Here is a 19,264-nt window from a genome sequence, read left to right on the forward strand (position 1 = left end):
TCGATGTGGCGGCGCCATAAGAAGAAGCTGATGGCCCTGGGGGTGCTGCTTTTGGCGGCGCCCATCGGGCACGGGCTCGTGCGCTGGACGACCGGGATCGCGCCGCCGGCCGGCGTGACGACGACGACCGCCGCCGAGACGGTGCGCGAGGAGAATGGGATCCGGCGCGTCGGCAAGGCGTATGCACGGGTGCGCGCCGGCGTGCGCGAGGTGTACCTCGAAGGCGACGCGGAGACCATCGGGCGCGATCATGCGCGGCTGCTTCGCGATCGCATGATGAGCAACGAGCTCACGCTCTGGGACGACTTCGAGCGGGCGGTGCCGTTCGCACCCGCGCGCGCGCTGCTGATGGACCTCGGGCGGATTCGCTACCGGCATGTCGATCGCGGCGTACCGGAGGCGCGGCTCCGTGAGCTGGCGGCGGAGGCGGCGGCGTTCGAGCCGGAGCCTCTATCAGGCACGATGCCGACGTACCATCGCCTGCTCTTCTTGCACGCGCTCTACGACATCGCTTTGAGCTTCGAGCATTCGCCGCTCATCGGTTGTTCGAGCGTGGCGCTCGGTCCGAGCCGCACGGAAAATGGGCACGCTCTGATGGCGCGCGCCTTCGACTTCGAGGCGGGCGACGTCTTCGATCGCGACAAGGCCGTGTACTTCGTGCGCAGCCCCGGTGCGATTCCATTCGCCAGCGTGGCTTGGCCGGGGCTCATCGGCGTGATGAGCGGGATGAACCTGGAAGGCGTCTCCATCGTGGTGCACGGCGGCCGCGCACGCGAACCGCGCACCTCGGGCATTCCCGTGGTGTTTTCGCTGCGCGAGGTGCTCGAGCGCGCGCACGACACCGACGAGGCGGTGGCGATCCTGCGCGAGCAGTCGGTCATGGTGTCGCACATCGTGATGGTCACCGACGCGCGCGGTCACGCTGTCGTGGTGGAGCGCGCGCCGGGCGAGCCTGCGACGTTGCGCGAAGGAACCGAGCCCGATCGGCTGGCGCTGACGAACCATTTCGAGGGCCCGCTGAAGGACGATCGACGCGATCGACAGGTGCGCGAGGGCACCTCGACCCTCGCGCGCCGCTCGCGCTTGGACGAGATGCTCACCGAGGTGGGGCCCGCCTCGGGCAGCGTCCCGCGCATGGTGAGCATGCTGCGCGATCACCGCTGCGCGGCCAATGTGGCAGGCGCCTGCGAGCTCGGCGATCGGCGCTCGATCGACGCGCTCATTGCGACGCATGGCATCGTGGCCGACGCAACGGATCGCGTGCTCTGGGTCAGCGAAGGGCCGCACCTCTCGGGACGCTTCGTGCGCTTCGATCTGCGGGCCATCTTTGGCGAAGGGCACGATCCCGCGCGCGATCCGGAGCCGGAGACGCTGCCGGCCGACCCCATTTTGCAGGACGGACGCTACGAAGCGGGACGGGCGCACGCTGGGGGGTGGCACGTGAAAGGAGACGGTCGATGACAGTGTGGTCGCGAAGGCGGTTTCTGGTCGGCATCGGCGCGGCCTCGCTGGCCGTGCACCACGCGAACGTGGCCCTCGCGGCGGACGACGTGGACGCAGCGCTGGCCGAGGTGGCACGCGCGCGGGCGTCGCTCAAGACGCTCGTGGGGCCGTTCACGCAGGAGCGCACCATCGGCCTCATGTCGGCCAAGGTCAAGTCGACGGGGACGCTCACCTTGGTGCGTCCCGAGCGATTGCGCTGGGAGCTCGCCGCGCCCGACTCGGTGGTCTATTGGGTCGGGCCGGAGGGCGTCGCGTACCAGAGCGCGCACGGACGCGGGCGCATGCCGGTCACGCAGGGCAAGCTCGCCGTTGCGTTGGAGGACATTCGTACCTTGCTCGGAGGCGATCTGGCGCAGCTGAAACAGCGCTATGAGCTGCGTGTCGTCTCGCGCAACGACGAGGGCATCTCGTTCGAAGCGACGCCGCGCACCACGGCGGCACCTGCGGGCACCGCGCAGAGCGGCAAGCTCGATAAAATTCTCTTCTCACTCGACCGCGAGCGCGTGCGGCCAACGCGCGCCACGCTCGTCGAAGGACCGCGTGATCGCACGGAAATCACCTTCGGAACGCTCGAGCGCGACGTGGCCGTGGATGCCGCCAAGGTTCGGGCTCCGTTCTAGGCCCAACTCGAGCCGGCTTAAACTTGGCCCACGGGGGCGGGTGATTCGATGCTCCGGTCCGACACTCGTTCACTCGGAGGAGCTTCATGAGTCGTTTCATCGGACCGGATCGTCGACGTCACCGCATGTACGTGACGAAGAACACCGAGTATCACTTCCGCGACGGCTTCTGCGTCGCGGTGCGCGATCGCCGCACGGGCAGCTTCATGCCGGGACACCTCGCGCTGAAGCGACGCATCAGCGGCGGGTTGCGCTTCTTCCGCAACGGCGCCATCGTGCCCAACCCGGGCGAGCCGATTCTGGGCGAGGCGATGTACTTCACCTACGATGGCCGTGACCTGATCACGAGCCCCCTGGAGAGCATCGACCGCCCCGACAAAGCGACCGTAAAAGCTTACCCGGTGGCCTCGTAGGCGCCGGTTCAGCACCGAGCCGGCGCGTGCGGGATGGCCGACGTGACGGGTGTGGCCGACGTGGCCGACGTGGCCGACGTGACAGGTGCAGCGTCCAGGTGCAGAAACGCGTTCGCTGAATTAGAGTAACGGTCTCCCCGAAATGTTGGCCGTTCCTCCGCGTGTCGAGCTCCGTCTTCGCCCACTGGAAACTCGTCGGCTCTATCTGGTGCCGATCGACTCGTCGGACGCCCACGATCTCTGGTACGCGGTCGACTCGTCGCGTCGTGAGCTCGAGCCGTGGCTTCCGTGGGTGCCCTTCAACGTCGATCCGGACGCGAGCTTCCGCTACGCCGACGCGAGCGCGCTCGACTGGGACAACGCCCGCGCGTGCCGCTTCGGCATCCGCGATCGGGCGTCCCGGAAGTTTCTCGGCGTGGTGGGGCTCGAGTCCTTCGCGCACCTGCACCAGAGCGTTGAGCTCGGTTATTGGCTGCGCAGCGACGTCACCGGCCGCGGCTGCATGACAGAGGCCGCGGGCATGCTGCTCACGTGGGCGTTCCGCGAGCTGAAAGCCCACCGGGTGCGCGTGGCCGCAGCCACGGACAACCACGCCTCACTGGCCGTGATCCGCCGCCTTGGCTTTCGCTTCGAGGGCATCGCCCGCGAAGCCGAGCGATGCCACGGCCGCTGGCTCGATCACGCCGTCTTCGCGCTCCTGTCGTCCGACAAGCGCCCCTGACCCGCGGCACCCATCCAGAAATTCACAGGAAGACGGGAAGACGGGAAGACGGGAAGACGGGAAGGTTTTGTTGTTTTCCAGTTGGTCCAACGAGCCAACTGAAAACCAACAAACCAGCGTTCCGTGACGGGTCGTGCCGTAAGCCCTTCCCGTCTTCCCGTCTTCCTGTTCAAACTCTCCTGCCGAGCGCGGGACTACTTGGTCGCGTCGGCGGCGGCGCCGTTGGCGCCTTCTTCTTTGCCGTCTTTGGGGTGGACGGAAGGCTTGGTGTCGCCGCCGCCTCCCTTGCCGCCGTCCTTGTCTTTGTCCTTGCCGCCCTTCTTGTCGTCGGCCTTGGCCTCGGGGGCGGGCTCGACGGGCTTTGCTTCGACGGGCGGCGCGGCGGCGGCCTTGATGACTTCTTCTTTGGTCAGGGGCTCGCCCACATCGAGGGTGCACTCGCCGAAGACGACCTGCATCTTGCCGTTGGGCACCGCGAGGCGCACCTCGAGGGACTTCGCGCGAAGGCGCGTGTTGTCTTTGATGACGCCCGAGAGTTGCACCGTCTCGGACTCGAAATCGCCCGAAAGTTCGCCCGCCGAACGAAGGTCGGTCACCTTCACGCTGCCGCTCACCGAGCCCGACGTGCTCACGTTGAGCGACGGCGCGGCCACGTCTCCTTCGATTCGGCCTTTGACCACGATGGGGCAGTTCGAAGTCAGAGAGCCTTTGAACGTCGTTCCCTCTTCGACGAGGGTCTGCTTCACCGCTGCGGTTCCCGGTGCGCTTGCTGCACTGCTGCTCTTATCGATCATCAGGTCCTCCCACTCTTCGACGTTTGCCCCGCCTTACCTTGTCCTGCGCCAGATGCGCCCTTCCCGTTCGACCCCGCCTTGCTGATCTTCATGCGAAGCTTGGAGCCAGGCTCGAACGCGAAGCGTGTCCCGTCGTCGGGCGCTTGCTCGACGGCGCCCACCAGGGTGCCGCCGGCGCTTACAATCACCTCACGCGGCCCCACGATGCCCGGAGCCGAGCGCTCGTAGTAGTGGCCGTTGATGACGATCTTGCCAAACCCATTGATCTGGCAACCGGCCAAGATGCCCGATTTGCCGATCACCAGTTCGACGCCGTTGCCCAGGGTGATCGAGCACTGTTCGAACAGGCTCTCGATCTCCACCGTCGCGCCCTCGTCGAACTCGAGGCTCGCATTGCGGAACGTGTCGCCGCGGCCGAAGTAGCGCTTCGCCGGCAACCGCCCTCCCGGCGCGGCCTGCTGCGCAGGCAGCTGCGACGGTGCCACCAAGGTCGGCACTTCGCCGGCGAGGATGCCGCCCATCTGCGAGGCGCTCGCCCGCGTCGAACCATCGCCCGGGATGGTCACGTCGATCCACTCGCCGCGCAGGTTCTTCAGCGGCTTGCCCGTGCCGGACAGGCCACCTACCTTGAGGCCGTTCACGTTCGCGCCGTCGAGCGTCGCACCCGTGAGGTTCGCGTGCCGGGCGTCCGCCTTGTCCAGATCGGAATCGGTCAGGTTCGCGTTGGACAGATTCACTTTGAGAAGCGAAGCGCCGACGAACTTCGCCGCGCGCGCGTTGACGCTCACCAGCTCCGCGTCGTTCAAACGCGCGTCGGTGAAGTCGGCCTCCTCGAGGTTCGCCGAGCGAAGGTTCGCGTTCGACAGATCGGCCACGAGGAGCTTCGCCGCGCCGAGGTAGGCTTCCACCAAGTCGGCGTGGGAGAGCACCGCACCGCTCAAATCGGCGCACCCGAGGTTCGCCGAGTCGAGCTGCGCGTAGCTGAATTTCGCGCCCGTGAGGTCGGCGCCGACCAAGTTGGCGCCTTCGAGGTTCGCGCGGCTCAAATTCGCGCCGGCGAGGATGGCGCCTTCGAGGTTCGCGCCCTCCAGGTCGGCGTTGTCGAGGTTTGCTTCGCGAAGATCGGCGCTCACCAGATACGCCTCGCGCAAGCTGGCGTTCTTCAAGTTGGCGCGGGATAGCTTCGCACCTTCGAGGTTCGATCCTTCGAGATCGCAACGTCGGAGATTCGCTCCTTCGAGCGGTGCGCGCGCGAGGTTCACGCCGCGCAAGTCGGCCCGCTCGAGCCTCTCGCCGCGCTTGATCTTGCTGAGGATGACGTCAGGTGTGAATTCCGGCATGTGTTGGCTCATCGGTTTTCGTTTCCGCGCCGCCGCGTCTATGTGCGCCCTTGGTCCGCGTCAGCGAATCTTCGCGGCTTCTTCTTTCACGTAGCGTTCGATTATTTCGAGCTTGCGTTCAAACGATTGCTTGTCGAGTTCCTGAACGAGTTTGACCGCGCCCCAACGTGCAAGAATGATTTCGACTTTGAGAAGCGCCTCGGCCCGTGCCTGCCGCACGTGACGCTTGCGCGAGCCCGATGCCGAATCCGCCCATTCTTCCGTGGCGCGTTCGTATTCCTCATGCAGTTTTCGCAGGAGCGCCGTCGTAAATGCAAGCTCTTCGCGTTCGACATCGCGGCCGCGGTCGCGCTCCGTGCGAAACGCGGTCGCCTTGGCCACGATGCGCTCGGCCACCTCACGCGAAATGCCGGCGGCTGCGCTCAAATCTTCGGCCTTGGCCGCATACAGCGTATCCAACGAAGTCAGACCTGCGCCGTACAATTTGTCGATGGCCTGCCGCGTGACGCCGGGCACCTGGCGCAACACCGCGTGCACGATGAGCGCCTCGCGCTGCGCACCCGAGGACTTCTCGGGCAACGTGAAGGCTTCCGGAAGGACCGTGACCAAACCGGAATAGGCGGCGAGCACCGCTTCGCGCACCTGGCCCTCGATCACCTTCCCACCGGCGTTGATCGCCGCCGCAAGCGATGCCACGTAGCCATCGAGCGCGTTCGCCAGATCGGGCAACTCCATGCCTTCCGCCGAACGACGGAGCGAACGGATCGCCGGCTCACAGATCTCGAGCCACGAGGTGTCGGCGGGTTGGGAGGTGAGCTCCAACATGAAATCGCGAACCGGCTGCATGTGTTGCGCTGCCAGCTCTCCGAAGAGACCGCGAACATCGCCCGGATCGACCTGGCTGGTCGAGACCAGCGAAGGTGGGAACTCACTCTGCATCGAAAATGAACCTCCCAAGTCCAGCGTCGTGAAGGGCGAGACGCTGGCCGAATCCGGCTGCGCCAGGGGCGCATTGGGATCGAGTGCCGGCGGTGTCGACGGCGACCCTCCCATGCGCGACGTAACGGGTGCCGGCCCCACGACGCCGTCGGGCACTCGGGCGCCGGGGATGGCGATGATGGGGGTTGCAGGGACGGGCGCAGGTCGCACCGCATTGCGCGGCGGGGCCGCTGCGGCCAGCGAGGCTGCGGGGATGTTGACCGTGGAAGGAGCTACGGGCGACGGCGGTGGAGCTGCTGGAGCGTCCATGGGCTTTGGACGAGAAGATGGCCGACGCTTGGTCGCATTTGCGTTGCGTGACGATCCGGGGCCCGACACCGTCGCCGTGCCCGATACGAAGGTGGGACCCGACGACACCGACGGTCGTGTTTCTACAGCGGACGAGGATGGCGCCTGCGCCCCTCCAGGGGAGGACGCCTGTGTCGAGGTGGACGGCCGTACCGCGGCGTTAGGTGCAGCAGCTCCGCCCATCACCCGTGTCTTCATGCTGGTCTCGTTCCTCCTTGGAAGTGGCCCCGTCGTGCGCTGCGGATCATTGTTTTTCGCGACCGATGAATTCGTGGGCGCGGGTGCGGGCTTCGCCCCACGATTCGGCTCCGTCGCGTCGCCGTCGGTGCGCGTAGACGTCGACCCCGAGGGGGAAGAATTGCGGGTGGGCGGCGACGGTACCTGCGACGGCGTTCCGCCGAGTGCCATCGGCGGCGCGGCAGGCCGCTGGTAACCCCGCTGTGCAGGCGGCGGAACGGGACTGGTGACCGACGGGCGTGCGGTGGCCGCAGGCTCGAACTTCACGCGGGGTGCGCCCGACAACGCGGGCGATGCCGCGGGCGGGGGTGGAGGGATCTCGGCCTCGGGCCGCCGGGGCGGGGCTTTTTCGCTTCGCTCGCCTTTGGCGCCGCCCGACTTAGCGACCGGCGCAGACCCTTCGCTCTCGTTCGGTGCGCCTTCTTGTGCGGCGGGCTGACCGTCCTCCGGCGTTTGGCCTTTGTTGAAGAGCCTCGAAAAAATGCTCATGCAGTTGTCCCGCGCGGGCGACACCTGCCGCCGTGTTCCCCGCGTTCGTACGATGATACCCGATGATGCGCGCTCGGAAAGCCCCTACCCCAGCCAAAACGTTGCGCGCATCATCCGCCAGCTCGGGAGAATGACGGCCTACACGGACAAAGGTCGATGCATGTCGACGAGGGTGCGAAGACGGGGCAGAGCCGTCACGCTTCGCGCACCATACCAACACAGGTCCTTACCGCCCGTGCGCACCACAGCGCCGCGCTCGGCAGCGGGCGTTTTCGTTGCACGGAAGACATCGGCGTCTTCCTCCGAAAAAGGATGCGGCTCGTCCGGAAGCAGGATCAGCTCCGGTGCGCGCGCCTCCACTTCGTCCATGGTCACCCGCGGGTAGCGCACGTCGCGCCCGAACGTGGCGCTCGCATCGAGTGGCTCTCCGCGCCCGAGATCCGCAGCGAGCGGATACTTTCGCTCGCGATCGGCGAACACGTTGTCTGCACCCGCCAGCAGGAGCATGTCGCTGATGAACGTGCTCCCGTGAATGGTCATCAGTGGCTTCATCCAGATCGGACAGAACGTCCGCAGCGCGGCCCTCTCCCTTCGATGACCCTCCGTTCGGAGAGCCTCCGCCTCGCGCACGTTCTCGTAAGCTTCTTTGCAAAGTGCACGCACCTTCGGGTCGCGGTCCACCTTGAAGATGCGCGCGAGCCTGGCCATGTGCGCGATGCCGTCGGCGACGCGCATGGGGAAAGCGATGTAAACGCGAATACCGCGTTGGGCGAGCTTCTCCAAATCGCTTTTCGTATTTTCTTCCTGATTGGCAATTACGAGATCGGGAGACAAATCCGCAATATCGTCCAGGCGCGGGTTCTTCGTGCCGCCGATGCTGGGCACCTTCGCAACCACGTTTTCGGGCAGTTCGCAATAGTCGGTGCGGCCCACGAGGGAGCCTTCACATCCGAGCTCGGCTACGGTCAAGGTATCGCTCGGCACGAGCGATACGACGCGTTTCGGAGCGCTTCCGAACAATAGCTCACGCTGGCGGTCGTCTCGAATTTTGAGCATCAAACGCGATGCTTGGCAGATTCCGCCGCGAAATCCAACCTTTCGTGGTCAAAATCCAGCCTTTCGTGATAACTGAGGCGTCGCTTAAAATCGCGCCTTTCGCTCTCTTGCGGTTTCCCCTCCTCCCCGGACGACTCGGCCGATGAAGATTGCCAATGCCACCCGCGCACGTCGAAGACTCCGTCTCGCTGCGATGACCCTGACCATGGCGTGTTCTTCCACGCTGGCAGAAACCGCGTCCGCATCGGACCCGGACAAGGTCGAATGGAGCCGTGATTGGCCACGCATCCGCGTGGTCGAAGGCTTGAATATCATCGCAATGACCGTCGGTTCCGCCGTGGTCAACGAATATTGGAAACCGGCCACGTCGGCGAACTCGCGCGGCGGTTGGCTCTTCGATAACGCCGTCCGTGATGCGATGCGCGGCCGCACCGCCGGGGCGCAGAACTGGTTCATCGATGCCGGCGACATCCTGTACAAAAGCGCCGTCCTGTTGCCCTACATCATTGATGTGTACGTCGTCGCGCTCGGCATTCACCAGAGCGCGGACGTGGCCATCGAGATGACGCTCATCAACTTGCAGTCGCTGGGCACCACCGGCGTGGTCACCCTGTCGGTCGAACGTGGCTCGGGGCGTGCGCGACCTTACACGGATCAGTGCCAACCGGATGGGACCACCCGCGACGGGTCGGGCCGCACGTTGGCCAATGGCTGCGGAAACGATGGCGACTTCCAAAGCTTCTACAGCGGACACGCCGCCGCGGTGGCCACGATGGCGGGCCTCACGTGCGTGCACCATCAGCACCTGCCGCTGTACGGCGGGGGAGTCGCAGACTTGGTGCCGTGCCTGCTCATGATGGGGGCGGCTGCCGGAACGGGTGTTTCGCGCGTCGTGGCCGATCGGCATTGGTCGACCGACGTGCTCATGGGATGGGGCGTGGGAGCCCTCTCCGGTTACGTGCTTCCTTCTCTTCTTCACTACGGATTCGGCGGCGGTCGGGCGCTGGGCGAGATCCGCACGGCAGGCATGCACATGGTTCCAGTGCCCCAGGTTTACACGGGCGGTGCGGGCATGGGCTTCGCGGGAGTGTTCTGAGAGATGGCCAACGCACAATCCTCGACCGCGGCGCGCGTGTTCGCCCGCGTCTTTCGACCCTTCGCCAAAGTGGAACCGGAGGAGACCTTCAGCGTCGCCATGCTGACGCTGACGATCTTCCTCATCATGATGGCGTACTACTTCCTGAAGACCGCGCGCGAGCCGCTCGTACTCCTCTACGGGGGCGCCGAGGTCAAATCGTACGCGTCGGCCGCGCAAGCGACGCTGCTTCTCTTGCTGCTGCCGCTGTACAACGTGCTCGTGAAGCACGTCTCGAGGATGAGGCTTCTGGCCACGGTGTACCTGTTCTTCGTTTCGAACTTGGTCATCTTCACCGTACTGCCGGCGTCGACGATTGCCGTCGCGTTCTTCGTCTGGGTCGGCATCTTCAACATGATGGCCGTCTCGCAGGCGTGGGGCTTCGCCACGGACATTTACAAGCCGGAGCAGGGCAAGCGGCTCTTTGCCATCATCGGGGTCGGCGGCTCGTCGGGAGCTTACGCCGGCTCGCGCATCGCAAAGATGGCCGCATCGCTCGGGCCGCAAAAGCTCATGTTGGCGGCGTCGGCCACGCTGGTGCTCGTCGTGCTGCTTTTCGCATGGGTCAACCGCAACGTCGCGCCGGAGGAGAAGAAGGCGGACACGCATGCCGACGGTGGAATTCCCGAGCAGCATGCGGCCGAAGGGACGTTTGCGCTCTTCATGCGGGACAAATATTTGCTGCTCGCCGGCGCATTGAGCCTCCTCGCCAATTGGGTGAACAGCAATGGCGAGTACATCCTCGACCGGACGTTGCTCGCCTCCTTGGGCGATGCGCCGATGGAACAGAAGATGACGTTCGTGGGCGCGTTCAAGGGCGACTACTTTTCGTGGGTGAACCTCGTCGGGTTCGTCTTGCAGCTCTTCGTGGTATCGCGCGTGTTGACGAAGCTGGGGCCCCGCGTGGCGCTCTACTTCCTGCCGGGCGTGGCCTTCGTCGGCTACACGATCATGCTCACGGCGCCGATTCTTTCGCTGATTCGGATCGCGAAGATTGCGGAAAATAGCCTCGACTATTCGATCGAGAAGACATCGTTCCAGGCGCTCTTTCTGGTGGCTTCTCGCATCGAGAAGTACGTCGGCAAGATGACCGTGGAGACATTCCTCGTGCGCATGGGCGACGTTTTCTCGGCAGGCCTCGTGTGGGTGGCGAGCATGATGTCGCTGTCGACGCCGGCCCTGGCGGGCATCAACATGACGCTCATCGTCCTTTGGATCCTCGTCGTCGTCGCCATCGGAAAAGAGCACCGCCGGCGCAGCGAAGAGAGCGAGGAGCAGCTTGCCTTGGAGCCGATCCGAACATGAAGCGTCTTCTCTCGGCCGTAGCGATCGGCCTCGCGGCACTGGCGGCGGGACATGGGGAGGCCTCGGCACAAGACTCGCCCCCGCAGCCGCTCCCAACACCGCCATCGAAACCCACGTCTCCCGCACCCGAGGGAAAACCTGCCTCGGGCGAGAAAAAAGCGGACACCAAAGACGAGGGCAAACCCAAGGACGACGCAAAGCCCAAAGGCGACAAGAAGATCCCCGTTTCGTACCAGTCGCCGAAACGGCCGCTGCCTGACTACGACGGGCGCGGCGACGATCCGGCGACGGCGGGGGACGTCGCGCTCTGGGTGCCGCGGCTGCTGTTTTCGCCGCTCTACTTCACCAGCGAGTACCTGATTCGGCGGCCGCTCGGCGCCTTGATCACGGGGGCGGAACGCGCAGGCCTGCCCGAGGCGCTCTACGACTTTTTCACCTTCGGGCCGGACCACAATGCGGGCTTCTTGCCCATTGGATTCGTCGATTTCGGATTCAATCCCAGCGTCGGCATTTTCCTCTTCTGGAGAGACGCCTTCTTCAAAGGCAACGAGTTCCAGATTCACGGCACCACGTGGGGCACCGATTGGGTCGCCGCCCAATTCGTCGATCGCATCACCTTCCACAACCGCGACACGCTCACGTTGAGCGCCGGGGGCATCCGCCGTCCCGACCACGCCTTCTTCGGTATTGGAGCGCGCTCCCTCCAAGGTGACCGAAGCCGCTACGGCCGCGACCAGGTCGACGTCAACGCGATGGTCGATCTGCACCTTTGGCGCGCAAGCCGGCTCGAGGCGGGCATGGGCCTCAAGACGGTGGAGATCTACAACGGCCACTTCGGCGGCGATCCGAACATCGATCAGGGCGCCGCCCAAGGACGCTTCGCCATCCCCTACGGTTTCGATCGCGGCTACACCGCCGAGTACAACACGCTCACCGCGGCACTGGACACGCGCCAGCCGCGCCCCGCGCCGGGGTCGGGCATCCGCATCGAGCTCACCGCGCTGCAAGGCAACGACGTCCGTCGCTCGCCCGGCTCGGGCTGGGTCAAATACGGCGGCACCGTCGGAGGCTTTTACGACTTGAACGACCGCGGGCGCGTGGTGAGCCTCTCGCTCAACACGCAATTCGCCGACCCGCTCGGGGGCAGGGACATTCCCTTCCTCGAACTCGTATCGCTCGGCGGCCCCAACCCGATGCGCGGATTCTTCCCGGGCCGCCTCCTCGGCCGAAGCGCGGCGGTCGTCACCGCCCGCTACCGCTGGCCCATCTGGATCTGGCTCGATGGTTCAATCCAAGCGGCCGTGGGCAACGTTTTCGACGAGCACCTGAAGGACTTCAAGCCTTCCCTGCTCCGCTTCTCCGGCGCCATCGGCGTCGAAAGCGTGGGCTCGCCCGACAGCTCCTTCGAGCTTTTGGTAGGACTGGGAAGCGAGACATTCGAGCATGGTGGTCAGCTCAATTCGTTCCGTCTTTCCGTGGGGTCCAATCGTGGGTTCTAGAATGCGATCCGGCCTGAATATCCTCCTTTGCTCGACCACGCTGCTCACCTTCGGCGCATGTGCGGGGACGCGTCCCTATCCGGCACGGCTGCCCATGATGGTCGATACCGATCTCCGGTCGGTGTACGTGCCGTGTCGCATCGAGCCGACGAAGAAAGACCCGAACCACATCGCGTGCGCCCCCGAGGCGTACGTGTCCCCGCTCGTCTGGGACGGCGTGAACAACTCGGTCTTCCGGCCGCTCGCGCGCGTCTTTGCGGTGGATCCTGCGGGGGAAGCCGTCAACGTCAACGCCTTCGACGAGGTGCCCGATTCGGCGTGGTTCACCAACCGCATCGGCACGCACCCCGTCACCGTCGAGGACCTCCAGCGCGGTGCGTGCTCGCCCGAGCTCATGCTCGACGACGAAAACGCCGGCGATGCCACCTGGGTCATCGACCAAGGCAAGCCCAATGGCGCATCGCCCGGCTTCCGCGTGAACCTTCCCGGCAAAGGGAAGTACATGTTCAAGGCCGACTCGAAAGAGCAGCCGGAAAGGCCCAGCGCCGCCAGCGTGATCGGCGCCGCCGTGTACCACAACGTTGGCTTTTACACGTCGTGCGAGCAGATCGTTTACTTCAAGCCATCGATGCTCAAGCTCACACCGGGGCTGCGCTTCGAGGACAACTCGGGCATCGAGCGCAACTTCGATGAAAAGGCGCTCCAGAAGGTGCTCGACGTCGCCGCCAAGAAAGGCGACCGCGTGCGCATGCAAGCCTCGGCGTGGCTACCCGGGCGGCTTCTCGGGCCGTTTCAGTACAATGGAAAGCGGAGCGACGATCCGAACGACGTCATCAACCACGAGGACCGGCGCGAGCTGCGCGGCGGTCGCATCTTGGCCGCGTGGCTGCATCACTTCGATGCGCGCGAGCAGAACTCGATGGACTCGTGGATTGCCGACGACAAGAAGAACCCCGACTCGTCGCCGGGCTACGTGCGCCATTACTACTTGGACACGAGCGACTGCCTCGGCTCCGAGTGGGACTGGGACGAGATCTCGCGCAGGCTCGGGCATTCGTACCTGCTCGATTGGGGGGATATCGGTGGCGATTTCATCACGCTGGGCACGCGCATCCGGCCGTGGGAACGGCTGCATCGGTCGCCGGGGCACGAGATTTTCGGCTACTACGGCGTCGACGAGTTCGTCCCCGATGCGTGGAAGAACGAATACCCCAATCCGTCGTTCAGCCGCATGTCGGAGCACGACGGCGCATGGATGGCCCGCATCCTGGCGCGATTCACCCCCGAAATGGTGCAGACGCTGGCCAAGATGGGTGAATTCAGCAAACCCGATAATACGGATTACCTCGGCCAGGTGCTCGAAGGCCGATTGGTCAAGATCCTCGACCGGTATTTGACCCGCACCTCGCCCATGGCCGATCTGCGCGTCGAGGGGAATCGACTTTGCGGGACCGATCTCGCGGCGCGGCGCGGATTGCGTGGCGCCGCCGCCTTCCGGTACTCGGCGCGATTTGCGTCGGCCGACGGGGACCCCGTCGCGGGGCCGCAGCTCACGGTGGAAAACCTCGGGCATGGTGACTTCTGCGTCAATCTCCCCCCGGTGCCGGCACCGTACGTGCACGTGTCGCTCTCGGACGGTGTGGCGCGAGGGCCCCTTCTCGCGCACCTTTACGGGCCGCAACAAGGGCGCGCGTACCTTCTCGCGGGCATCGAGCGTCCCGATCCCGGGGCGCCTTAAGAGGATTCGACTTTACGTAGAGCAAGAGAGAGAAGGAGGCGGATGCGGCACGGTTGGTTCAGGGTAAGTCTCTTCGTCTTCATGTGGCTGATGCTCGCCACCCACGCGCGTGCCGACGACGCACACCCCACGACGGCCCCTTCGCTCACCTGGAATCCGTCCTGGCCGACATTCCGGCCGGTGGAATACATCGCCACAGGTTTGGCGGGCGCGGCCGCTGCGAGCATATTTCTTCTCATGAAACCGCCGAGTCAGCCGCATTGGACCGGCGGTATCCTGTTCGACGATGCCGCGCGCGACGCCTTTCGCATTGGTTCCCAGAGCGGTCGTGACACGGCGCGTCGCATTAGCGACTTTACCGCGGCAGGTGCAGTGGTCCTGACCCTGGGCGTCGATTCGCTTCTGATTCCTCTCATGAGGAAGAGCGACAAGGTCGCGGTGCAGCTCACGATGATGAACCTCGAGGCCTTCGCGTTCAGCACGCTCATCACCAACTCGCTCTTTACCGGCGTTGGGCGGGCCCGACCCTCGTACGAGGAATGCCAGCGCGATCCCACGAGCGATCGGCTGTGCAGTTCGGGAGCGACCGCATCATTTCCCAGCGGGCATGCCAACGGCGCGTTCACCGCCGCGGGGCTCTCTTGTGCGCACCATGGGCGGCTTCCGCTCTGGGGAGGCGGCCTGCCCGATGCGATGGCCTGCATCGGCAGCTTGTCCCTCGCCGTGACCACGGCGAGCCTTCGCGTCGCGGGCGATCGACACTACGTCACAGACGTGTTGACGAGTGCAGGGATCGGATTTGGTTTCGGCTACGGGGTGCCGACCTTGCTTCACTACGCGGCCGGAGGCTCGGTGATGGAGACCAAGGTGGGGAGCGCAAAGTTCTCGCTCATGCCCATGGGCGGCGATCGGTACGGGGTCATGGCGGTGGGGAGCTTCTGAGATGAGGAGTGTGCGGGCGTGGATCATGCGGGCGTTCGACATCCGTTCGGGTGAAGGACGTCTTGCGGCCCTCGCGTTTGCCACGCTGCTGCTCCTCATCACCGCGCACACCATTTTGGAAACGGCGCGCGACGCGCTGCTTCTGATGCGGCTTCCGCCGCGCGAGCTCGGCATCGTGTACATCGCGGTGGCCATTTGCTCCTTGCCGGCGGCCACCATCGGCACGCGCGCGGCGGAGCGCTTCGGCCCGCGGCGTACGCTCATCGGCATGCTCATCGTGGCCGCGGCCACGGTGGTCTCGCTCTTCGCGATCCACACGAACCGCGCCACCGTGGTCGTGATCTACGTCGCGAGTGGGCTCATCGGGTCGGTGCTCGTCCCGCAATTTTGGACCCTCGTCGGGTCGCTCTTTACGGTGGCCCAGGCGCGGCGGCTGGTGGGGCTCGTGGCCTCGGCCGGCATCGTCGGCGGCGTGCTCGGGTCGGGTGCGGCGGCCGCGGCGATCATGGCCATCCGCATCAAGGCGCTCCTGCTCGTCTCGGCGGGTGTCTTTCTCGCCACCGCGGGCCTTCTCGTCTTTTTGCCCAAGGCAGAGAAGAGGGCGAGCGCGCCCGGCAAGCCGCGGATCAAGCCGCGGGAAGTGTCGAATGGCTCGAACGGCTCGAGCAGCTCCACCGCGGTGTTTCGCAAAGAGCCGTTCCTCTGGCGCGTGGCCCTGGTGGTGGTTCTTTCCACGGCGACATTGCTGGCGCTCGACTATTTCTTCAAGTGGACGGTGGCGCGCACCATTCCGAGCGCCGAAGTGGGGCCTTTCGTTGCGCGGTATTACGCCGCGCTGAACGGACTTTCGCTGGTCGTGCAGCTCTTGATCGGCAATGCGCTGGTGCGCCGTTTCGGCGTCGCGGCGGCCATCGCGCTCACGCCGTTTCTGCTGTTGCTCGGTGCGACGGGCACCTTGGTGGTGGGCGGCACCGCGCTCGCGGTGGAGCTGCTCAAAGGCGTGGACGGCAGCTTGCGCAACTCCGTGCACCGCATCACCACGGAGCTGATTTACCTGCCCGTGCCGTCGGCGGCGCGCGAGCGCGCGAAGCCGTTCATCGACGGGGCGCTCGCGCGCATCGCGCAGGGCGTGACCAGCGCGTTCTTGCTCGCGCTCGGTGGGGCCAGCTTCCTCACGCCGCGCTTGTTCGCCGCGGTGGTGGTGGTGCTGGCCTTTGCATGGCTGGCCACGGCCATCTCCATGCGGCAGCCGTACCTCGGACTTTTGCGCCGCGCCGTTTCCACCGGCTCGATGGGCGCTCCGGGCACGCCCGATCCCATCGATTTGGAGAGCGCCGAGGCACTGGTGGCGCACCTCTCGAGCGACGACTCGGCGCAGGTGGTGGGCGCCATGCGCGTGCTGGCGCGACGGGGGCGCGAGCGGCTCGTCTCCACGCTGATTCTGCTCCACGAGGACGAGTTGGTGCTGATGCGCGCGCTGGAGATGTTCGGCGCCTCCACGCGCACCGATTGGTACATCCGCGCGAAGCGGCTCCTTTCGCACCCGAGCGAGCCCCTGCGCATCTCAGCGGCGCGGGCGCTGGCGCTGCACAATCAGCTCGACGTCGAGCAGCTGGTGAGCGACGCCGGCTCGCGCCTGCAGGGCTACGCGGCGCTGCACCTTGCGCTGCGCGATCTTTCGCCGGCGGCACGGGCCAGGCCGAAGGCCGGGGTGAACATCAAGGACGCCGGCGCCGACCTGGTGAAGAATCCGCGCATCTCGCGGTTGGTCGAGCAACCCGGCGAGGCCGGCGATGCCGCGCGCCTCGGCCTGCTCGCGGCCATCGCGGACGCCACGCCATCGCAGCGGCTCTTGGCGCTTTTGCATTTGCTCGCCGAGCGCCCTGGCCCTTCGGCGGAGTGGACGGAGCTTCTCGCGCGCGCCTCGGCGCGACAGCAAGCGACGAGCATGATTCCGCAGTTGATTGCCAACTTGCCCCGGCGCGATGGCCGCGAGGCCATTCGCGATGCCTTGGTCGAACTGGGCGAGCCGGTTCTCGATCAAGTGTGGGCGGTGCTCGTCGATCGCAAGCGGCCGCGCAATTTGCGGATGCACCTGCCGAACACGATTTCGCGCTTCGGCACGCGCAAGGCGGCGGAGTACCTGCTCGAGAACATCGAGACCGAGCACGACGGACTGGTGCGCTACAAGTCGATCCGGGCGCTGGGGCGCATCGTGACGGAGCAACCGGTCCGCGTCGACCGAGTTCGGGTGGAGCGGCTGGCCAACGCGAACCTGGTGGAGTACTTCCGCATTTTGCGACTGCGCGTGCGCCTCGACCGGAAGCCGGCCGATTTCAACACGACGGCGCCGCCGCCGATGTCGGTGGCGCGGCAGAGTGCGACGCAGCGGCTGCTCGTGGGGCTACTCGACGACAAGCTGCGGCAGTCGCTCGAGCGCGCGTTTCGTTTGCTGAAGGTGGCGCACATCAACGAGGACATCCACCGCGTGCACATTGCATGCATCTCGGACGACAAGCATGCGCGCGCCAACGCGGCCGAGTTCCTCGATGTGTTGCTCCGCCGCGTGGACCAGCAGCCGCTTCGCCGGTTGCTCCGCCTGGTGGCCGACGATCTCTCGATGGAGGAACGCGTCATGCGGGCGGCGCCACTGGTGCACTTCGTGACACCGCGCACGCGCAACGAGGCCCTGACGGCGCTGGTCAACGACAGCGATCTCACGGTGGCGACGCTGGCGGCGCTCTTCGCGCTGGAGGTGGGGGACACGCCGCTCTACTTGGCGGTGCGCGATGCGCGGCGTGAGAGGCCGGGCCTCGAGGTGACGGCGGCGCGCGTGTTCGACGATTCACTGACGCAAAAGGAGCGCGTTCATGGCAGCGGATAGCGCGCAGTCGCGGCTTTCCCGCGAGTTGTTCATGGCAGCCTTCGGCGGCGGACGCGCCGAGAGCGGTGGCGGCTGGAACCAGAATTGGGTCACCGATCGGCTGACCGCGCAGTTGGAGGAGGAAGATCTGCACGCGGGGCAGGCGCTCTTCTACGAGGGCGATCCGCCGGACTACCTGTACTTCATTCGCAACGGGCGCATCCGCATGTCGCGCCCGGGAAGCGGCGCGTGGATCTACGAGGGGCGCTGGGTGCTCGGCAGCTTCGACGTGCTGCTCGACAAGCCGCGCACGCGCACGGCCATCGCGCTCTCGGACTTCCACGTGATGCGCATCCGCTCGGAGGCGTGGATCGATTTGCTCGAGGACAGCTTTCCCATCGCGCGCATGGCCTTCATCAACATGTCGCGCAACGTGGCGCAGCTCGAGGAGACGGTGCCGCTCTCGTGGCTCGAGCAGCCGCAGGAGGCGCTGGCCTTTCCGCTTCCACCGGGACGACTCAGCTTGGTCGAGCGCCTCGCCGTGCTGGTCGACGCGCCCCGTCTGCGGGGGGCAGGTGTGCAAACCTTGGCCGATCTCGCGGCCATCGCCGACGAGGTAATCTTTGCCCCGGGGCAAATCATCCTGGAGAGCGGCGCCCAGCGCGATCGCATCTTCTACTCGCTCGAAGGCGACGTCCTGGCAACGCGGAAAAACCCGGACATCGAGCGCCACTTCGGCCCGGGCGTGCCCGTGCTGGGCGCAGCCTGCGTCGTCGAGCCGGCGTGGGAAGCGCGCGCGGTCACCCGCGTGCGCGCGCTCACCATCAAGGTCGAAGATTGGTTCGACCTGGCCGAAGAGCACTTCGACATCGTGCTCGCCTCACTGGCATCGCTGGCCTCCGACCGATTGCGCATCATGGAGCGCATGGCCGACGAGCATGGCGACATCTTGATGAAGTGATTAGTCGTCTTCTTTGGGCGGAGCCGGTGCAGGCGGGCCACCATCGGCGTGGGGACCGATGTGGACGGCGCAGGTTGCCCACGCTTCGTCGTTGCAACGGTCTTTGGGGCCCGTGGCCACGCACGCGATGACGGTCGAACCTTCTCGCTCGATGAGGCGATCTAGAACGAAGCGGCAGCCGCGGATGCAGGCGTCCTCGTTGCAGCGGGACTTCGCCTTGACCTTGCACTCCTCGACGCACGAGTCCTCGGCGCGACCTTGTGGCGAGCTTACACGGCACGCCATGGCGGTGGCGAGGATGAGCGAGAGGAGTGCGCAGGGGACGAGGCGGCGAAAGAGCACCTGCGGAGCTTTAGCACGA

The 19,264-nt window shown here is 65.9% G+C and carries 18 protein-coding genes; 13 read left to right on the forward strand and 5 right to left on the reverse strand.

What is annotated here, in order from left to right:
* Window positions 1-3: 3 nt before the first annotated feature.
* The 4 genes from LVJ94_42820 (at window position 4) to LVJ94_42835 (ending at window position 3,257) form a co-directional block, all read left to right on the forward strand.
* Window positions 4-1,461 carry a C45 family peptidase gene (locus LVJ94_42820; GenBank protein WXB03625.1) on the forward strand — a complete coding sequence of 486 codons (1,458 nt, stop codon included), beginning with the start codon at window positions 4-6 and terminating at the stop codon, window positions 1,459-1,461.
* Window positions 1,458-2,123: an outer membrane lipoprotein carrier protein LolA gene (locus tag LVJ94_42825; protein ID WXB03626.1), complete on the forward strand. Its 666-nt coding sequence runs from the start codon at window positions 1,458-1,460 to the stop codon at window positions 2,121-2,123. Before LVJ94_42820 ends, LVJ94_42825 begins: the two co-directional genes overlap by 4 nt.
* Window positions 2,124-2,209: 86 nt before the next feature.
* Window positions 2,210-2,536, forward strand: coding sequence for a hypothetical protein (locus tag LVJ94_42830; protein ID WXB03627.1), 327 nt, complete (start codon window positions 2,210-2,212; stop codon window positions 2,534-2,536).
* A 142-nt stretch (window positions 2,537-2,678) separates the two neighbouring features.
* Window positions 2,679-3,257 carry a GNAT family N-acetyltransferase gene (locus LVJ94_42835; GenBank protein WXB03628.1) on the forward strand — a complete coding sequence of 193 codons (579 nt, stop codon included), beginning with the start codon at window positions 2,679-2,681 and terminating at the stop codon, window positions 3,255-3,257.
* Between the two features lie 194 nt (window positions 3,258-3,451).
* Here the strand turns inward: LVJ94_42835 and LVJ94_42840 are convergent, their stop codons facing one another.
* Genes LVJ94_42840 through LVJ94_42850 form a run of 3 tightly spaced genes read right to left on the reverse strand, consistent with a single transcriptional unit; the run spans window position 3,452 to window position 6,639 of the window.
* Window positions 3,452-4,051 carry a polymer-forming cytoskeletal protein gene (locus LVJ94_42840; GenBank protein ID WXB03629.1) on the reverse strand — a complete coding sequence of 200 codons (600 nt, stop codon included), beginning with the start codon at window positions 4,049-4,051 and terminating at the stop codon, window positions 3,452-3,454.
* Window positions 4,051-5,403: a pentapeptide repeat-containing protein gene (locus tag LVJ94_42845; GenBank protein ID WXB03630.1), complete on the reverse strand. Its 1,353-nt coding sequence runs from the start codon at window positions 5,401-5,403 to the stop codon at window positions 4,051-4,053. Before LVJ94_42845 ends, LVJ94_42840 begins: the two co-directional genes overlap by 1 nt.
* Before the next feature lie 48 nt (window positions 5,404-5,451).
* On the reverse strand, window positions 5,452-6,639 hold the full coding sequence (locus LVJ94_42850; GenBank protein ID WXB03631.1) for a helix-hairpin-helix domain-containing protein: 1,188 nt from the start codon (window positions 6,637-6,639) through the stop codon (window positions 5,452-5,454).
* Here LVJ94_42850 and LVJ94_42855 point away from each other — a divergent pair.
* Together LVJ94_42855 and LVJ94_42860 are read left to right on the forward strand one after the other, a co-directional pair.
* Entirely contained in the window at window positions 6,638-7,111 is a 474-nt protein-coding gene (locus LVJ94_42855; GenBank protein WXB03632.1) for a hypothetical protein, read from the forward strand. The genes LVJ94_42850 and LVJ94_42855 overlap by 2 nt on opposite strands.
* 30 nt (window positions 7,112-7,141) lie before the next feature.
* Window positions 7,142-7,354: a hypothetical protein gene (locus LVJ94_42860; protein WXB03633.1), complete on the forward strand. Its 213-nt coding sequence runs from the start codon at window positions 7,142-7,144 to the stop codon at window positions 7,352-7,354.
* 188 nt (window positions 7,355-7,542) lie between these two features.
* Here LVJ94_42860 and LVJ94_42865 read toward each other — a convergent pair whose 3' ends face one another.
* On the reverse strand, window positions 7,543-8,460 hold the full coding sequence (locus LVJ94_42865; protein WXB03634.1) for a helical backbone metal receptor: 918 nt from the start codon (window positions 8,458-8,460) through the stop codon (window positions 7,543-7,545).
* A 319-nt stretch (window positions 8,461-8,779) separates the two neighbouring features.
* Here LVJ94_42865 and LVJ94_42870 point away from each other — a divergent pair, with 319 nt between their 5' ends.
* From LVJ94_42870 to LVJ94_42900, 7 genes are read left to right on the forward strand one after another with little or no spacing between them, the layout of a single operon-like run.
* Window positions 8,780-9,556 carry a phosphatase PAP2 family protein gene (locus LVJ94_42870; protein WXB03635.1) on the forward strand — a complete coding sequence of 259 codons (777 nt, stop codon included), beginning with the start codon at window positions 8,780-8,782 and terminating at the stop codon, window positions 9,554-9,556.
* A gap of 3 nt (window positions 9,557-9,559) precedes the next feature.
* Complete coding sequence (locus LVJ94_42875; protein ID WXB03636.1) at window positions 9,560-10,900, forward strand: hypothetical protein; 1,341 nt, start codon at window positions 9,560-9,562, stop codon at window positions 10,898-10,900.
* Entirely contained in the window at window positions 10,897-12,399 is a 1,503-nt protein-coding gene (locus tag LVJ94_42880) for a BamA/TamA family outer membrane protein (GenBank protein WXB03637.1), read from the forward strand. Before LVJ94_42875 ends, LVJ94_42880 begins: the two co-directional genes overlap by 4 nt.
* Window position 12,400: 1 nt before the next feature.
* The gene (locus tag LVJ94_42885; GenBank protein ID WXB03638.1) at window positions 12,401-14,137 is read left to right on the forward strand and encodes a hypothetical protein; all 1,737 of its coding nucleotides are present in this window, start codon (window positions 12,401-12,403) and stop codon (window positions 14,135-14,137) included.
* 42 nt (window positions 14,138-14,179) lie between these two features.
* Window positions 14,180-15,079 (forward strand): phosphatase PAP2 family protein, encoded by a 900-nt coding sequence (locus LVJ94_42890; GenBank protein ID WXB03639.1) that lies wholly within the window; start codon window positions 14,180-14,182, stop codon window positions 15,077-15,079.
* Between the two features lies 1 nt (window position 15,080).
* Window positions 15,081-17,963: an MFS transporter gene (locus LVJ94_42895; GenBank protein ID WXB03640.1), complete on the forward strand. Its 2,883-nt coding sequence runs from the start codon at window positions 15,081-15,083 to the stop codon at window positions 17,961-17,963.
* Window positions 17,950-18,903, forward strand: a complete 954-nt coding sequence (locus tag LVJ94_42900) for a cyclic nucleotide-binding domain-containing protein (protein WXB03641.1) — start codon at window positions 17,950-17,952, stop codon at window positions 18,901-18,903. The genes LVJ94_42895 and LVJ94_42900 overlap by 14 nt, the downstream gene beginning before the upstream one ends.
* Here the strand turns inward: LVJ94_42900 and LVJ94_42905 are convergent, their stop codons facing one another.
* A complete protein-coding gene (locus LVJ94_42905) occupies window positions 18,904-19,245 on the reverse strand; it encodes a hypothetical protein (protein ID WXB03642.1) in 342 nt (113 codons plus the stop codon).
* Between the last annotated feature and the right edge of the window lie 19 nt (window positions 19,246-19,264).

It is taken from the genome of Sorangiineae bacterium MSr11367, from assembly GCA_037157805.1.
In the GTDB taxonomy this organism is placed as follows: domain Bacteria; phylum Myxococcota_A; class Polyangia; order Polyangiales; family Polyangiaceae; genus Pendulispora; species Pendulispora rubella.

Excerpts from the sequence above, each read along its gene's own strand:
- LVJ94_42835 (WXB03628.1), top strand. The coding sequence starts at position 2,679 with ATGTTGGCCGTTCCTCCGCGTGTCGAGCTCCGTCTTCGCCCACTGGAA.
- LVJ94_42890 (WXB03639.1), top strand. The coding sequence starts at position 14,180 with ATGCGGCACGGTTGGTTCAGGGTAAGTCTCTTCGTCTTCATGTGGCTG.
- LVJ94_42820 (WXB03625.1), top strand. The coding sequence starts at position 4 with ATGTGGCGGCGCCATAAGAAGAAGCTGATGGCCCTGGGGGTGCTGCTT.
- LVJ94_42885 (WXB03638.1), top strand. The coding sequence starts at position 12,401 with ATGCGATCCGGCCTGAATATCCTCCTTTGCTCGACCACGCTGCTCACC.
- LVJ94_42865 (WXB03634.1), bottom strand. The coding sequence starts at position 8,460 with ATGCTCAAAATTCGAGACGACCGCCAGCGTGAGCTATTGTTCGGAAGC.
- LVJ94_42825 (WXB03626.1), top strand. The coding sequence starts at position 1,458 with ATGACAGTGTGGTCGCGAAGGCGGTTTCTGGTCGGCATCGGCGCGGCC.
- LVJ94_42880 (WXB03637.1), top strand. The coding sequence starts at position 10,897 with ATGAAGCGTCTTCTCTCGGCCGTAGCGATCGGCCTCGCGGCACTGGCG.
- LVJ94_42855 (WXB03632.1), top strand. The coding sequence starts at position 6,638 with ATGGGCTTTGGACGAGAAGATGGCCGACGCTTGGTCGCATTTGCGTTG.
- LVJ94_42845 (WXB03630.1), bottom strand. The coding sequence starts at position 5,403 with ATGAGCCAACACATGCCGGAATTCACACCTGACGTCATCCTCAGCAAG.
- LVJ94_42900 (WXB03641.1), top strand. The coding sequence starts at position 17,950 with ATGGCAGCGGATAGCGCGCAGTCGCGGCTTTCCCGCGAGTTGTTCATG.
- LVJ94_42870 (WXB03635.1), top strand. The coding sequence starts at position 8,780 with ATGACCGTCGGTTCCGCCGTGGTCAACGAATATTGGAAACCGGCCACG.
- LVJ94_42830 (WXB03627.1), top strand. The coding sequence starts at position 2,210 with ATGAGTCGTTTCATCGGACCGGATCGTCGACGTCACCGCATGTACGTG.
- LVJ94_42895 (WXB03640.1), top strand. The coding sequence starts at position 15,081 with ATGAGGAGTGTGCGGGCGTGGATCATGCGGGCGTTCGACATCCGTTCG.
- LVJ94_42875 (WXB03636.1), top strand. The coding sequence starts at position 9,560 with ATGGCCAACGCACAATCCTCGACCGCGGCGCGCGTGTTCGCCCGCGTC.
- LVJ94_42850 (WXB03631.1), bottom strand. The coding sequence starts at position 6,639 with ATGGACGCTCCAGCAGCTCCACCGCCGTCGCCCGTAGCTCCTTCCACG.
- LVJ94_42840 (WXB03629.1), bottom strand. The coding sequence starts at position 4,051 with ATGATCGATAAGAGCAGCAGTGCAGCAAGCGCACCGGGAACCGCAGCG.